Raw genomic sequence first — 14,802 nt, 5'->3', positions numbered from 1 at the left:
GGGGCATTGCTCCATCGTCGCCTCTCCAGGAATCTCCCCCATGTTCGGAAAAATCAAGCTCGCGTCGGGTCTGCTCGGCGTGTTGACCGTGTTTTGCCTCTTTCTGTTCGCGATCGAGGCGCTCGGCTTCTGGGCGCTCGCATCGACGCGCAGCGGCGTCGACGACCTGTCGAACGTCGCGATCGCGCAGGTCGACGCGGCCAGCCAGGCGACCGAGCGCCTGCTCGACGCACGCGTGAACCTGTCGCGCGCTGGCACGCGGATGGTACGCGGCGGCCCGAAGCCCGACGAGATCATCCGCCATGCCAGCGCTTCGCTCGCCGAAGCGGACAAGGCGTTCACCGTGCTGACGGCCGCGCAGGCCGTCGACGCGACGAACCGCGCGCGCGTGGCGGCGCTCACCGAGCGCTATCGCGCGCTGCGCGGCGCGCTGGGCGAACTCGTGCAGTTCCTCGATGCCGACAACATCCAGGCGTTCCTCGATCAGCCGACGCAGGGCTTCCAGGACGCGTACCTCGCCGAACTGCACCGCTTCGCCGACTACGGCGCCGCGTCGAGCCGCGACGCGCTGGCCACGATCGATAGCGGGGTGCAGTGGTTCAAGTGGGTCGGCATCGTGCTGCTGATGGCGATGCTCGCCGCGAGCGCGGCGATTTACGCCGCCGCGCGGCGCGCGGTGGTCGCGCCGCTGGACGAGGCCGGCCGCCATTTCGAGCGCATCGCGCAGGGCCGGCTCGACGAAGCCGTGCGGGCAGGCGGCGTGTTCGAGATCGACCGGATGTTGCGCGGCCTTGCTGCAATGCAGGCGAGCATCACGGACACCGTGCGTACCGTGCGTCACGCGTCCGACGCGATCCATCTCGGCGCGGGCGAGATCGCCGGCGGCAACGCAGACCTCTCCGCGCGCACGGGCACGCAGGCCGCGTCGCTCGAGGAAACCGCCGCGAGCATGGAGGAACTGACCGCGACCGTCCGCCAGAACACCGATAGCGCGCGTGCGGCCAGCGCGCTGGCCGACGCGGCGCTCGACGCGACGCGCCACGGCGGCGGTGTGGTCGACAGCGTGATCGAGGGGATGCGGGGCATCGCCCAAAGCTCCGGGCGCATCGCGGAGATCATCTCGGTGATCGACGGCATCGCATTCCAGACCAACATCCTCGCGCTGAACGCGGCGGTCGAGGCCGCGCGTGCCGGCGAGCAGGGTCGCGGCTTCGCGGTGGTCGCGGGCGAAGTGCGCTCGCTCGCGCAGCGCAGTGCGCAATCGGCGAAGGAGATCAAGGCGCTGATTGAGGAGTCGGTCACGCAGATCGATGGCGGCTCGGAACTCGTCGAACGGGCCGGCGACGCGATGCGGACGGTATCGGCGTCGATCACGCGGGTCGTGCAGACGATGTCGGAGATCACGGCCGCGTCGGTCGAGCAGAGCGTCGGCATCGAGCAGGTCAATCAGGCGGTCACGCAGATGGACCAGCTGACGCAGCAAAACGCGGCGCTGGTGGAGGAAGTCGCGGCGGCGGCCGCGTCGCTGAACGACCAGACCGCGCACCTGATGCAGGCGGTGTCGGTGTTCGAACTGGGCGACGCGCGCGCGGCTCGCGGTGTTCGCGACGCGCGCGCGCCGTCGTCGTTTGCCGACGCCGGTTACGAAACGGCGGGCAGCGCCGCGTAAGCGGTCGCGAGGTGGTAGGGCGTCGTCGACGGCATGTCGGCGCGCGACACCTGGCCGTCGGCCGTCTTGCACTCGAACCAGCCGCGCGGATGCAGGAAGCGCGCGGCGAAGCGTTCAATCTGCTGCGCGAGCGGCGCGGACGCCGGCGTGCCGCCGTGCGTGGCGAGCGCGCGCAAGTATTCCGTCTGCGCCCAGATCCGCTGCGTGCCGTCGATGCATGCGCCTTGCGCGTCGACTGCCGCGCACACGGCACCCGTCCGCGGATCGATTCCGTGCTGCTCGGCGAACGCGAACGCGCGCGCGAGCGCGTCGCGGAGCCCGGTTTGCGCGAGGCGCGCGCCGGCCGCATCGACCAGATAGAACCATTCGAACTGATGGCCGGGCTCGAAGCGGTTGTCGGCCGCCCCGAGCGGCAGTTCGGCGACGCAGCCGGTCGCCGTATCGACGAACGTGCGCTCGACGGCCTGCGCGGTGCGCGCGAGCGCATCGTCGAACGCCGCGTCGCCGAACGCATCGGCGGCCGCGAGCCAGGCTTCGGTCAGGTGCATCAGCGGGTTCTGCAGCGCGCCGCTGCCCGATGACGAGAAGTCGGCGTGACGCGCGGCGTCGAGCAGTGCGTCACCCGGCTGCGGCGCGAAGCGGTCCTGGATCAGCGCGGCGGTGTCCTCGGCGACCGTGCGCGCCGCGGCGTCGCCCGACGCCGCATGCCATGCGGCGCACGCGAACACGACGAACGCATGCGTATAAAGGTCCTTGGTCGTGTCGAGCGGCGCGCCTTGCGCATCGACGCTGTAGAACCAGCCGCCGTGGCGCGGATCGCGGAAGCGGCTGCACAGCGAATCGAACAGCGTGGCCGCGTGCGCGGTGTGGCCGGCCTGCGCGAACACGAACAGTTGTCGCGCGCATGCCATTGCGCGATAACGGGTGACGGGCAGCGGTGCATGGGTGGCCGGATCGACGGCCTCGAACGGCAGCCGCAGCGTCTGGTCGAACCCTGAACCCTGCCAGATCGGCAGGATGACGTGCGCAAAATGGTCGCGCAATCGGGCGGCCCGGGCGGAAGCGGAATCGGGAACGGACATGGCGGGGTTGAGCGCTTGGATCGAATTGAGTCGGCGCGGAGCGGCGCGGCCGGGGCCAAGGATAAACCATTCCGCGCGGCAGTCTTCAAAACAGGAGAGAAATCGGATGCTCGGCAATCTGGAACTCGTGATGCGCCTGGTCCTCGCGGCGGCGCTCGGCAGTGTCATCGGCTTCGAGCGGGAGCGCCTGTCGTGGGCGGCCGGCCTGCGCACGCACATGCTGGTCTGTGTCGGCTCGACGCTCATCATGATCGTGTCGGCGTTCGGTTTCGCCGATGTGCTGGGCAGCAGCGACCACATCGTGCTCGATCCGTCGCGGATCGCCGCGCAGGTGGTCTCGGGCATCGGTTTCCTCGGCGCGGGCTCGATCCTGCTGCGCGGCGAGATCGTGCGCGGGCTGACGACGGCCGCGAGCCTGTGGTCGGTCGCCGCGATCGGCCTCGCGGTGGGTGGCGGACTGTACGTCGCGTCGATTTCCGCGACGATCATCATCCTGATCATCCTGGCCGGCATCAAGCCGCTCGAGCGGCGCTACTTCACGGTGCGGCAGCGGCGTCAGCTCGCGCTGACGGTGGTGGGCGGCGCGCTGACGTTCGATTCGCTGCACGCGGCCCTCGGCCCCGACAGCGCGCGCGTGAAGCAATTCATCGTGCAGCGCGCCGACGACACGGGCGAGCACGACGAGGTGCGCATCGCGCTCGCGCGCGTGTCGGATCTCGAATACCGTGCGATCTGCGACAAGCTGCGCGGGCTGTCGTGCGTGACGCGATTCGAGGAAGGCGGCGGGTTGTCGGGCGACGAATAGGCGGCATCCGGTCGGCAGGATCGGCGATCGGTCATGCGACAATGGCCGGTCACTGATTCCGTTCGACATCCGGTTCCGCGTTTGCGGGCCTGTAATCCGACTCCATGACCGAATCCGTTTCCCTGCCTCGCTCCCGTTCCCGCTCCGACCGCTCGTCGGCCCGTTCGCGTCCACGCTCCGTCGCGGCCGCGGCAGACACCGCCGCCCAGGCAACCGCGCGGTCGGGCAACGCGACGGGCGGCGATGCGCCGCGGGACGAACGTACGCTAGACCTGTTCGGCGATCCGGTGCTCGAGCCGGCTGCGCGTGGGCCGGTGGTCTCGCGCGTTGACGGGGCGATGGATGCCGACACGGCGGTCGCCGTCGCGGACGGCGATGACGGCGGTCGGCAGGCGACGCTGGATGGGTTCGGCACGCCGGGCGCCGACGGCGGGTCGGTCGAGTCGGCGCCTGACGTTGCGACGGCGTCTGCGTCCGCGTCGACGCGAGGAAACGGCGCTGTGGCCGATACCGATGTCGTGCGTGCGTCCGCTGCCGATGCAACGAAGCTCGGCGAGGCGCGGCGGTCCGATGGTATCGCCGCAATTGCAGCCGGCGAGCCGGCAACCGACGGCAACCAGGTGAAGACCGGCGGCGTGGCGGAAGCAGGCGATGCGGCCGGGACGCAAGCCGAGCGTTCGACGGCGAATGCGGGAGCGGTGGAAGGTGCGGTGGTCGATGCAATCATCGGCGACCGCCCCGTGAAAGCGGGCAGTGAGCCCGAAGGCGCCGCCGTGCCGGCCACACGCGACGAAGCGGTGCGGACGCCCGGCGAGACCATGAAGGGGCGTCGCGCATCCTCCGGCGGCAAGCGCCGTGTGGGCGCAGGCGCGCGCGAAGCGGCAGCGGCGCGTAGCGCGCGGGGAGTGGCCGCCGTCGACGCGGGGGCGGAAGCGACCCCGGCGCTGCACCTTGCGCCATCCACTGAACGGTCAGCGACCGCCGAACCGGCCGAGCCCGCCGTGGCCGCGAGTGCCCGTGACGCCGCGCAAGCAGCGGAAGCGCCGGCCTCCCCGTTCGTGCAGCCTGTTGCATCTGCTGCGTCGTTCGTGACGAAGCCGTCGGCGGATCGTGCGCAACCGGCCACGTCGGGCGCGTCGGCCTTCGACCCCGATACGCAACTGCGCCCGCTGTCGGATCGACTCGCCGCGCTGCAGGCCGAGACGGCCGGCATGAAGCAGGCGGCCGATCGCGAAATGCGTCGCGTCAACCGGCTGCTGCTGGCGCTGGCGATCGTCGTGTTCACGGGGCTCGTCGCGCTGGTGCTGCAAACGCGGCAGATCGCGCACCTGAAGCAGGAAGTCGACGCCAGGCAGCAGCGGATCGACCGGCTGGCTGCCGACCTGTCGACGCAGCAGGCAACGCTGATGACGCTCGCGGAACACCACGAAGCGATGCTGTCGCAGGTCGACCGGCTGCAGCGCAATGCGAATCGCGAGGCGGCGGCCGCGAAGCGCGTGCGTCGAACGCGCTGAATCGTCCGACCCTACCTGCGAACCCAGGCGTGACAAGGCGGGACGGGGCGGACGATCGATCGTCGGTGGAGCGGGTGCGGCAAACTGATGCGGTGAGCTGGCAGAGTTCAGGGAAAACCCTTAGAATGGCATCCATCTAAGGGAAAACCCTAGCGCCATCTGTCAGGAGTCTCACATGAGCTTCATTCTTGCCCTGCTGCAAAAGATCGACGACCTTTTCGTCTCCCCGCACCTGCCGCTCGACGCGGAATATTCGTACGCTGCGCGTCACGCCGAAGCCGAGCGCGTGCGTCGTGCGAACCACGTGCCGACCGTCCTGTACCGTCGCTGATTCGCTGATTCGCTGATTCGCTGATTCGCTGATTCGCTGATTCGCTGATTCGGCGCGGCGCTCGCCGCCTCTGCCTGCCCGTTTTCCACCGCCGCCTCGCGCGCCGGTGCGACCGTCCCGCTACACTGGAAGTCCGACTTCCCTCGCGACACGGGCCATGTTGCAGATGCGGCCGATGACGGCCGGTGAATTCCACGCATACCGCACGCGCGCCATCGACGGCTACGCGCGCGATCTCGTGTCATCCGGGCAGAACGCCACTGACGACGCGCAGACCCGCGCCCGTGCCTGCTTCGATACGCTGCTGCCCGACGGCCTGCTCACTTCCGGCCAGACGCTCGTCCAACTGATCGACGCCGCCAGCGGCGACACGGTCGGCGACCTCTGGTACGCGATCGTGCCCGAAGGGCCGAACCGTACGCTATTCATCTACGATCTCGACATCGTCCCGACCCGGCGCCGCCAGGGCTGGGCCACACGTGCGCTCGATGCGCTCGAGGCCGAGGCGCGCCGTCACGGCGTCACCGAAATCGGGCTGTCGGTGTTCAATCACAACACGGCGGCCCGTGCGCTGTATCGGGCGTGCGGCTTCGTGCCGATCACGACGACGCTGATCAAGCCGGTCGTCCAGAGCTGAGGCCAGCACACGCGCGTCGGTGACGCGCGTTGTTGTTTTCCCAGCCTCTTCCGCTGATCTGTCCCGACGCAGTGCATGCAATTTGCGCCACGCAGGTCGGCAAGCCATTTCCGCTACGACAAGCGCCGGACGTCCATCGAACGACCCGGCGCCCGTCGTGGCCCGCATCAGCGTGCGCGGCCTTTCCATCTCCTCAGCAGCAACGCGTTCGTCACGACGCTGACGCTCGAGAACGCCATCGCCGCGCCCGCGATCACCGGATTCAGCCAGCCGAGTGCCGCGAGCGGCACGCCGATCAGGTTGTAGACGAACGCCCAGAACAGGTTCTGCTGGATCTTCCGATACGTCCGCTTCGAGATGTCGATCGCATCGGCGACGAGCGCCGGGTCGCCGCGCATCAGCGTAATGCCGGCCGTATGCATCGCGACGTCCGTGCCGGTCGCCATCGCGATGCCGACGTCGGCCGCGGCGAGCGCGGGCGCGTCATTGATCCCGTCGCCGACCATTGCGACGATTCCGCGGTGCGCGCGTTTCAGTTCGGCTACCACGCGTGCCTTGTCGTCGGGCAGCACCTGCGCATGCACTTCGCCGATTCCGAGTGTCGCCGCGACGGCCGCCGCGCTGCCGCGGTTGTCGCCGGTGACGAGCACGCTCGCGACGCCACGCGCCGACAGTGCCGCGACCGCGTCGCGCGCGCCCGGCTTCACGGTGTCGCCGAACGCGATCAGTGCGAGCGGCGCGCGCGGCGCGTCGGCACGCATCAGCCACGAGATCGTGTTGCCCGCGCGTTCGAGTTCCGCGGCACGCGCGTCGAGTTCGGGCGGCACGACGATGCCGAGTTCGTCGCGCCAGCGGGTGCTGCCGAGTGCGAGAAGTTCGCCGCCTATGCGCGCCTCGACACCGCGACCGGCCACCGCGCGCGCATCGGCCGCGACAACCTCGGTCGAACCCGCGCCGCCGCCGCGGGCCACGACGTCCGCATCGTGCGCGGCGACCACGGCGCGCGCGAGCGGGTGGTCGCTTTGCCGCTGGACCGCGGCCGCGAGAGCGAGCGCTTGCTCACGTGGGATGCCGACGGCGTCGAATGCCGTCACGGACGGTTTGCCTTCGGTCAGCGTGCCGGTCTTGTCGAACGCGATCACCGTGGTGCGCTGCGCGAGTTCGAGCGCCTGGGCGTCCTTGATCAGCACGCCGTGGCGGGCCGCGACGCCGGTGCCGGCCATGATGGCGGCGGGCGTCGCGAGGCCGAGCGCGCACGGGCACGCGATGACGAGCACCGCGACCGCGTTGAGGATCGCCGTTTCGATGCCGGCGCCGGCGATCAGCCAGCCGGCCAGCGTCAGCATGGCGATGCCGAGGATCGCCGGCACGAACACTTCGCTGACGCGATCGACGAGCCGCTGGATCGGCGCCTTTTCCGCCTGCGCGGATTCGACGAGACGGATGATGCGCGCGAGCGTCGTTTCCGCACCAATCGCGGTGGTTTCGACGACGAGCGCGCCTTCGCCGTTGATCGAGCCGGCCGTGACCGGATCGCCGTCTTCCTTCGGCACCGGCAGGCTTTCGCCGGTGATCAGCGATTCGTCGACGTGCGAGCGGCCCGACACGATCCGGCCGTCGACGGGCACACGCTCGCCCGGACGGATGCCGACGGTCGTGCCGACGCGTACCTGCGCCAGCGGCACGTCGCGTTCGATGCCGTGCTCGACGACGCGCGCGCGGTCGGGGCGCAGCGCGTTCAGCGCGCGGATCGCCTCGGTCGTCTGGCGTTTTGCGCGCGCTTCGAGCCATTTGCCGAAGCGCACCAGCGTGATGATGACGGCCGATGCCTCGAAATACAGATGGCCGGGGTGCGCGGGGTCGCGCAGCAGCATCCACAGGCTCAGGCCGAACGCGGCCGACGTGCCGAGCGCGACGAGCAGGTCCATGTTGCCGGTGCGTGCCATCACCGCATGCCAGGCGGCGCGGTAGAAGCGCGCGCCGAAGCCGAACTGGACGACCGACGCGAGCACGAGCTGCAGCCAGCCGGGCAGCATCGCGTCGATGCCGAACGGCGCGACGAGCATCGGCACGATGAGCGGCACGCTCAGCACGGCCGAGCCGATCACGAGATTGCGTTCGCGGATCGCTTCGCGGCGCTTGCGGGCGTCGGGGGCTTGCGCGGCTTCGGCGGCGCGGGCTTCGGCGTCGGCCGAGACGCCTGCGTCCGGCGCAACGGCGAGCGATGCCCGATAACCGGCCGTCGTGACCGCCGCGATCAGCGTGGCGGCGTCGAGCGCGCAGGCGCCATGCACCGACGCGCGTTCGGTCGCCAGATTGACCGACGCGCGCGTGACGCCAGGCACGGCGGCCAGCGCCTTTTCGACGCGGCCGACGCAGGATGCGCACGTCATGCCGCCGATGTCGAATTCGAGATCGCTGGAAGCGGCCGGCGGCGGCGCGGCGACCGGTGTCGCGCCGTAGCCGGCTTGCCGCACGGCTTCGGCCAGTTGCGACGCGGAAACGTCCGGAGCCGCGTCGACGGTCGCGCGCTCGGTGGCGAGGTTGACGGACGCGCGCGTGACGCCGGGCACCTTCGCCAGCGCTTTTTCGACGCGCGACACGCACGACGCGCAGGTCATGCCGTCGATGTCGAGTTCGATGCTGGCGGCGGGCGCGGGCAGTGCGGTCGCCGCCATTGCGGGCCCGGCGTTCTCGTGCATCGCGTGTTCGACGTGCGCAGACGCTGCGGCTTCGACTGCCGCTTCGCGCATGGCCGCGCGGTAGCCGGCGGCATCGACCGAGGCGACGAGCTGCGCGGGCTCGACCGTGTCCTGTGCGGTTACCGTCGCCGCATGCGCGTCGAGATCGACCGCGGCCTCGACGACGCCCGGCACGGCGGCCAGCGCACGCTGCACGCGGCCCGTGCAGCCGCCGCAATGCATGCCGTCGATGGTCAGTTCGATCGTTTGCATGTCGGCGGAGGCGAGTGGTTCAGTCATGTCGGATTCCCCAAAAGCGCGGTTCGTGCCGCGAATGACTTCAGTATCAACATTCCCATGATGGGAAGGTCAAGGGGGGCGTGCAATACAGGATCGTGCCGACGGCCGACCCATTCTCGCTCGACATGCCGCCCCGCGCAGGCGGCGGACGGCGCCGGACAAGGGCCGGATCAATGGAAGTCCTGGCTGACGACAGCCCGGTTACCGCTCCGCCCGATATTCGGCATATTGGGGGATGCCCTTAGGCGCTATGATACCGGCCTGACATCAGCGCCCGCCGAGCGAAGCGGCGACCGGGCACGCTGGGGTGCCTTGCTTTCGCCGATCGTGAGTCGAACAAGGCGTTGACTGACAAGAACGATATTCGGCCAGTACTCAATGATTGAAAACCTACGAGAATCAGTTTCTCTGCGGCGCGCGGCAGGCGCGTCGCTGGCTCTGGCGGCGCTGCTGGCGGGATGCGCGTCGCAACCGGACGCGATCCAGCGGAAAACCGGCTGGATGCGTGCCGAAGTGGCCGACTCCTATATATACGCGTATCCGCTCGTGCTGATGGACGTCGCGAAGGAAGCCGCGACGGGCGGCGACAGCGCGCAGCCGGGCCAGGCGCCGCTCAACACGCTGCGTCACGCGCAGGCGCTGCCGCCGGTCGGCGCGCTCAACCCGCCGCTGCCGGGCGTCGATACGCTCGACTCGACCGGCTGGCTCGACGTCGGTGCCGAACCGGTGATCGTGACGCTGCCGGATACCCGCGGCCGCTACTGGGATGCCCGCGCGCTCGACATGTGGACGAACGTGCTGTGGTCGTCGTCGAGCGTGGCGGCGCGAGGCGCTCGCGGCGCCGCGCGATCGCAAACGATTGCCTTCGCCGCGAAGGACTGGCAGGGCACGCTGCCGAAGGGCGCATTGCGTATCGACGTGCCGTCGGCCAACGCGTGGCTCGAGGTGCGGCTGCAGACGAGCGGCGGGCGCGACCTCACGAACGTGAAGAAACTGCAGCGGGCGATCCGCGTGGTGCCGCTGTCCGTCTATACGGGCAGCACGCGTGGCGCGTCGGTCGCGGTCCATGCGGGCAGCGCGCCGTTGGAAGCGGCGAGCGGCGGCACGCCGGCCGAGCAGGTGGCCGCGCTCGACCCGAAGGCGTTCTTCACGCGCTTCGCGCAGGCGCTTCAGGATAATCCAGCACCGGCCGACGACGCGCACGCGAACGAATTGCTCGGCGACATCGGCGTGACGGCCGGCTACCCGGTGCTGTGGACGGGCGATCGCCTGAACGCCGCGACGGCCGGCGTCGCCGAGGCACGTGCGCGGCTCGTCACGCCGCCGTCGAACCTGCTGAGCGCGAACGGCTGGAGCTGGATCGGCGACACGGCCGGCAAGTATGGCCAGGACTACGCGCTGCGCGCGTACGCGGCCTACACGCAGTTCGGCACCGCGACGCGCGACGACGAGACGCTCGCGCTCGTGCGCGTCGACAGCGACGGCCACTCGCTGAACGGCGCGAACCGCTACGTGCTGCACTTCGCGCCGGGCGCGCTGCCGCCGGTGCGCGGGTTCTGGACGCTCACGCCGTACGCGACGAACGGCGCGCTGCCCGACGTCGGCTCGGCGCGCCGCTCGCTCGGCGACCGCGACCGGCTGCGTCGCAATCACGACGGCTCGATCGACGTGGTCGTGTCAGCGTCGCCGGGCGGCACGCACGCGGCCAACTGGCTGCCGGCGCCGCGCGCCGACTTCACGCTCGCGCTGCGACTCTACGCACCGAAGCCGCAGGCGAGCGACGGCTCGTGGATGCCGCCCGTCGTCGTCCGAAAATGAACCGACGGGCGCCGCCACTGTCCGATCCGCGGGCGCGGCGGCCTCGCCCGAACGTCGTTCCGTCACCACCTGAGCCTATACTTTCGGGATAGCGTGCGCGGCCGTGCCGGTTTTCCGGCGCGGCCCGGCATCCATTTCCGAGGCATCCAAGCATGTCAAGCGCAGACAAAGAAACCGTACCCTCGACCTTCCATGCCCTCGGCAGCGTTGCACGCTCGCGCCGGACGCGACGTATCGGCCTCGGCGTGCTGATCTTCCTCGTTTTATTTGGACTGCTCGGATTCTTCGCGGCGCCGCCGCTGATCCGCCACATCGCCGAACAGCAACTGAGCCAGCAGCTCGGTCGGCCGTCCACCATCCAGCGCATCGCGCTGAACCCGTACACGCTGAATCTCGAAGCCGACGGCGTGCACATCGGCGAGCGCGGCGGCCAGGGCGACTTCATCGACATCGGCAAGCTCGTCGTGCGGCCATCGTGGTCGTCGCTGTTCCGCGGCGCGCCGATCGTCAACGAAGTGCGCGTCGACTCGCCGCGCTTCCATATCGTCCGCTACGACGCGCAACGCTTCAACTTCACCGACCTGATCGAAAAGTTCTCGACGCCGTCCAAACCTGAAAGCAAGCCGACCCATTTCTCGGTGTCGAACATTCAGGTCAACGACGGGCGGATCGACTTCGACGACCGCCTGCTGAACGAAAAGCACGTGGTCGACAACTGGACGCTCGGCATTCCGTTCATCGCGACGCTGCCGTCGAAGACCGACATCTTCGTGCAGCCGAAACTGCGCGCGCGATTCGACGGCAGCCCGATCGCGATCGACGGCAAAACGAAGCCGTTCGCGCTGTCGCGCGAGTCGGAAGTCGCGCTGAAGTTCGACCGGCTCGACGTGCCGAAGCTGATTTCCTACGCGCCGGCGAAGCTGCCGGTGATCGTCGCGAGCGGCTTGCTGAGCAGCAACCTCACGCTGAACTTCGTGATGAGCGGCGCCACGCCGTCGCTGCGCGTGTCGGGCACCGTGGATCTCAACGACGCGAAGGTGACAGACCGCGCGTCCGCACCGCTGTTCGCCGCGCGCGGCGTGCACGTCGCGGCGGCCGGCCTCGAGCCGCTGCGCAACGTGCTGCATTTCGACGAGATCCGGCTCGACCAGCCGGTCGTCGACCTGGCGCGCGACAAGCAGGGCGTGCTGAACGTCGAGAAGCTCGCCGGCACGCCGGCCGCCGCGCCGAAGGCCGACGCGGGCAAGCCGGCCGCGTCGGGCGCCGCCGCATCGGCCGTCGCCGCCGCCAACGCCGCGAGCGGCGCGAAGGCCGAAGCCGCCGCGAAGGAAGCGCCGCCGCTCGACCTGACGATCCGTCATTTCGCGATCGACGGCGGCACGATCAACGTCGACGACCGCGTGCCCGCGACGCCGACCGCGATGTCGCTGACGAAGCTCGCCGCGACGCTCGACGGCTTCACGCTGCAGGGCAAGACACCCGCGAAATACACGCTGTCGACGTCGCTGTCGCGCGGCGGTGACGTGAAGGCCGAAGGCGCGTTCAGCCTGGCGTCGAAGCAGGCCGACACGAAGCTGGCGGTCGACGCGCTCGCGCTGCCGGCGCTGCAGCCGTATCTCGGCGAGGCGACCCGCGCGCGCGTGCTCGACGGCACGCTCGGCGCGAGCGTCAACGCGAAGGCCGACTGGGGCAAGACGCCGCTCGACGCGCAGGTTGCCGACAGCACGGTGAGCCTGAAGTCGCTGAAGCTCGCGACGCCGGACGCGAAGGCGCCCGCGATCGTGCTGCCCGACGCAAGCGCGAAGATCGCGAAGGTCGACGTCGCCGCGCGCACCGCGGAAATCGCGAGCGTCGATGCGACCGGGCTCGCGCTCGACGTGAAGCGCCTGAAGGACGGCAAGATCGACCTGGCTGCGCTGGCCGAACCCGCCCAGGCGGCGGTGCCCGGGCGCACGGTCGCGCGCAAGGCCGAGGCGGCCGCGCCGTCGTGGCATTACCGGATCGACGCGCTGAACGTGAAGGAATCGTCCGCGAACTTCACGGACCTGTCGACGCCGCGCCCGGTGAAGCTCGCGATCAAGCCGCTCGACCTGTCGGTGCAGAAGATCAGCGACGACATGACGAAGCCGCTGCCGGTGCAGCTGAAGGCGACGCTGAACCGCAAGGGCTCGGTGAACGTGTCGGGCGACGTGACCGCGCAGCCGCTGAAGCTCGGCCTGAAGATCAACGGCAACCGCCTCGACGCGGCCGCGTTCGAGCCGTACTTCGGCAGCGCGCTGAACGCGACCATCGCGAGCGCGCTGCTCAACGCGCAGGGCAACCTGACGTTCGCGCAGGTGAAGGACACGCCGCGCGCGACCTATCGCGGCGATGTCGCGCTGGTCGACGTGCGGATGCTCGACAAGGCGACGTCCGACCCGTTCGCGGGCTGGCGCTCGCTCGCGCTGTCGAACCTGAAGGTGAACTACGACGAGAAGGGCACCGACGTCGACGCCGCGCGCGTGACGTTCTCGAACTTCTACGGCCGCGTGCTGCTCGATGCGCAGGGGCGGCTGAACTTGAAGGACGTCGTCGCAAAGGAAACGGGCCCCGCGCAATCGCTTACGCGCGACGCGAGCAAGAACGAACCCGTGCCGCTGTCGCCGGGCGTGACGCCGCCGGCCGCCGCGCAGGCCGCGTCGGCCGCGGCCGTGCAGCAGGCGTCCGCGCCGGCCGCCGCATCGGCGACGGTCGTCGTGAAGGCCGCGCCGCCGCCGCAGAATCCGGTACGCATGCATTTCGGCCAGCTCGTGCTGCAGAACGGCCGCGTGACCTACACCGACAACTTCATCAAGCCGAACTACACGGCGAATCTGGTCGCGATCAAGGGGACGGTCGGCGCGTTCGGCACGGACTCGACGACGTCCGCGCCGGTCGACGTCGCCGCGAACCTCGCGGGCAACGGGCCGATCTCGATCAAGGGCTCGGTGAACCCGCTGATCGACAAGCCGGCGCTGGACCTCACGGCGACCGCGCACGACATCGAGCTGACCAACCTGACGCCGTATTCGGCGAAGTACGCCGGCTATCCGATCACGAAGGGCAAGCTCAACGTCGACCTGCACTACCAGCTCGCGAACGACCAACTGCAGGCGAACAACCACATCTTCATCGACCAGCTCACGTTCGGCGATCACGTCGAGAACGACACGGCGACGAAGCTGCCCGTGAAGCTCGCGATCTCGCTCCTGAAGAACACGCGCGGCGAGATCGACGTGAACCTGCCGGTGTCGGGCTCGCTGTCGAATCCGGAGTTCAGCGTCGGCGGGCTGATCTGGCGCGCGGTGCTGAACCTGATCGCGAAGGCCGTGACGTCGCCGTTCACGCTGCTCGCGAACGCGTTCGGCGGCAGCGGCGGCGAGGATCTCGGCTACGTCGAGTTCGCGCCGGGCACGTATGCGCTGACCGACGCGCAGCAGAAGAAGCTCGACACCGTCGTGAAGATGCTGACCGAGAAGCCGTCGATCCGGCTGGACCTGATCGGCCGCGTCGATCCGGCGAAGGACACACCGGGGCTGCGCGACGCGTACGTCGAGCGGCTGGTGCGTCAGCAGAAGCTGAAGGACGTGGTCGGCCAGGGCGAGAGCGTCGATCCGATGTCGGTGAAGGTCGAACCGGCCGAGTACACCAAGTACCTGACGCGTGCGTACAAGGCCGCCGACTTCAAGAAGCCGCGCAACCTGATCGGCCTGCAGAAGACGCTGCCCGATGCGGACATGAAGCAGGCGCTCGCCGATCACGCGCCGGCCGACGACAACGCGCTGCGCGCGCTCGCGCAGCAGCGCGCGCAGGCCGTGCGCCAATACCTCGACGGCAAGATCGATTCGAGCCGCATGTTCGTCGTGGCGCCGAAGCTCGATGCGAAGGGCATCGAGGACAAGGGCGCGACGACCCGCGTCGACTTCGGCCTGCAGTAAGCCGCGTCA

9 protein-coding genes are annotated in these 14,802 nt (G+C 69.6%); 7 read left to right on the top strand and 2 right to left on the bottom strand.

All coding sequences use genetic code 11. The features are described from left to right. Positions 1-40 precede the first annotated feature (40 nt). Entirely contained in the window at positions 41-1,669 is a 1,629-nt protein-coding gene (locus ACV22W_RS13985) for a methyl-accepting chemotaxis protein (protein WP_448019914.1), read from the top strand. Here the strand turns inward: ACV22W_RS13985 and ACV22W_RS13980 are convergent. Beyond that, positions 1,642-2,751 (bottom strand): AGE family epimerase/isomerase, encoded by a 1,110-nt coding sequence (locus ACV22W_RS13980; RefSeq protein ID WP_448019913.1) that lies wholly within the window; start codon positions 2,749-2,751, stop codon positions 1,642-1,644. The two genes, ACV22W_RS13985 and ACV22W_RS13980, sit on opposite strands and share 28 nt — an antisense overlap. 106 nt (positions 2,752-2,857) lie before the next feature. Here ACV22W_RS13980 and ACV22W_RS13975 point away from each other — a divergent pair, with 106 nt between their 5' ends. The 4 genes from ACV22W_RS13975 (at position 2,858) to ACV22W_RS13960 (ending at position 6,038) form a co-directional block, all read left to right on the top strand. Continuing rightward, a complete protein-coding gene (locus tag ACV22W_RS13975; protein WP_448019911.1) occupies positions 2,858-3,556 on the top strand; it encodes an MgtC/SapB family protein in 699 nt (232 codons plus the stop codon). Positions 3,557-4,056: 500 nt separating this feature from the next. Further along, on the top strand, positions 4,057-5,070 hold the full coding sequence (locus tag ACV22W_RS13970; RefSeq protein WP_448019909.1) for a flagellar hook-length control protein FliK: 1,014 nt from the start codon (positions 4,057-4,059) through the stop codon (positions 5,068-5,070). 175 nt (positions 5,071-5,245) lie between these two features. Next, complete coding sequence (locus ACV22W_RS13965; RefSeq protein WP_448019908.1) at positions 5,246-5,401, top strand: hypothetical protein; 156 nt, start codon at positions 5,246-5,248, stop codon at positions 5,399-5,401. 157 nt (positions 5,402-5,558) lie between these two features. Beyond that, positions 5,559-6,038 carry a GNAT family N-acetyltransferase gene (locus ACV22W_RS13960; protein ID WP_448019906.1) on the top strand — a complete coding sequence of 160 codons (480 nt, stop codon included), beginning with the start codon at positions 5,559-5,561 and terminating at the stop codon, positions 6,036-6,038. A 167-nt stretch (positions 6,039-6,205) separates the two neighbouring features. Here the strand turns inward: ACV22W_RS13960 and ACV22W_RS13955 are convergent, their stop codons facing one another. After that, on the bottom strand, positions 6,206-9,019 hold the full coding sequence (locus ACV22W_RS13955) for a heavy metal translocating P-type ATPase (protein ID WP_448019904.1): 2,814 nt from the start codon (positions 9,017-9,019) through the stop codon (positions 6,206-6,208). Between the two features lie 378 nt (positions 9,020-9,397). Between ACV22W_RS13955 and ACV22W_RS13950 the strand changes: the two genes are divergently transcribed. Continuing rightward, complete coding sequence (locus tag ACV22W_RS13950; RefSeq protein WP_448019902.1) at positions 9,398-10,837, top strand: DUF1254 domain-containing protein; 1,440 nt, start codon at positions 9,398-9,400, stop codon at positions 10,835-10,837. Positions 10,838-10,989: 152 nt separating this feature from the next. Further along, positions 10,990-14,793 carry a DUF748 domain-containing protein gene (locus tag ACV22W_RS13945; protein WP_448019900.1) on the top strand — a complete coding sequence of 1,268 codons (3,804 nt, stop codon included), beginning with the start codon at positions 10,990-10,992 and terminating at the stop codon, positions 14,791-14,793. Positions 14,794-14,802: the final 9 nt, after the last annotated feature.

This window comes from Burkholderia sp. AW49-1 (genome assembly GCF_053427845.1).
The sequence above is the reverse complement of the archived record's forward strand: the minus strand, read 5'-3'. Positions and strand labels throughout refer to the sequence as shown.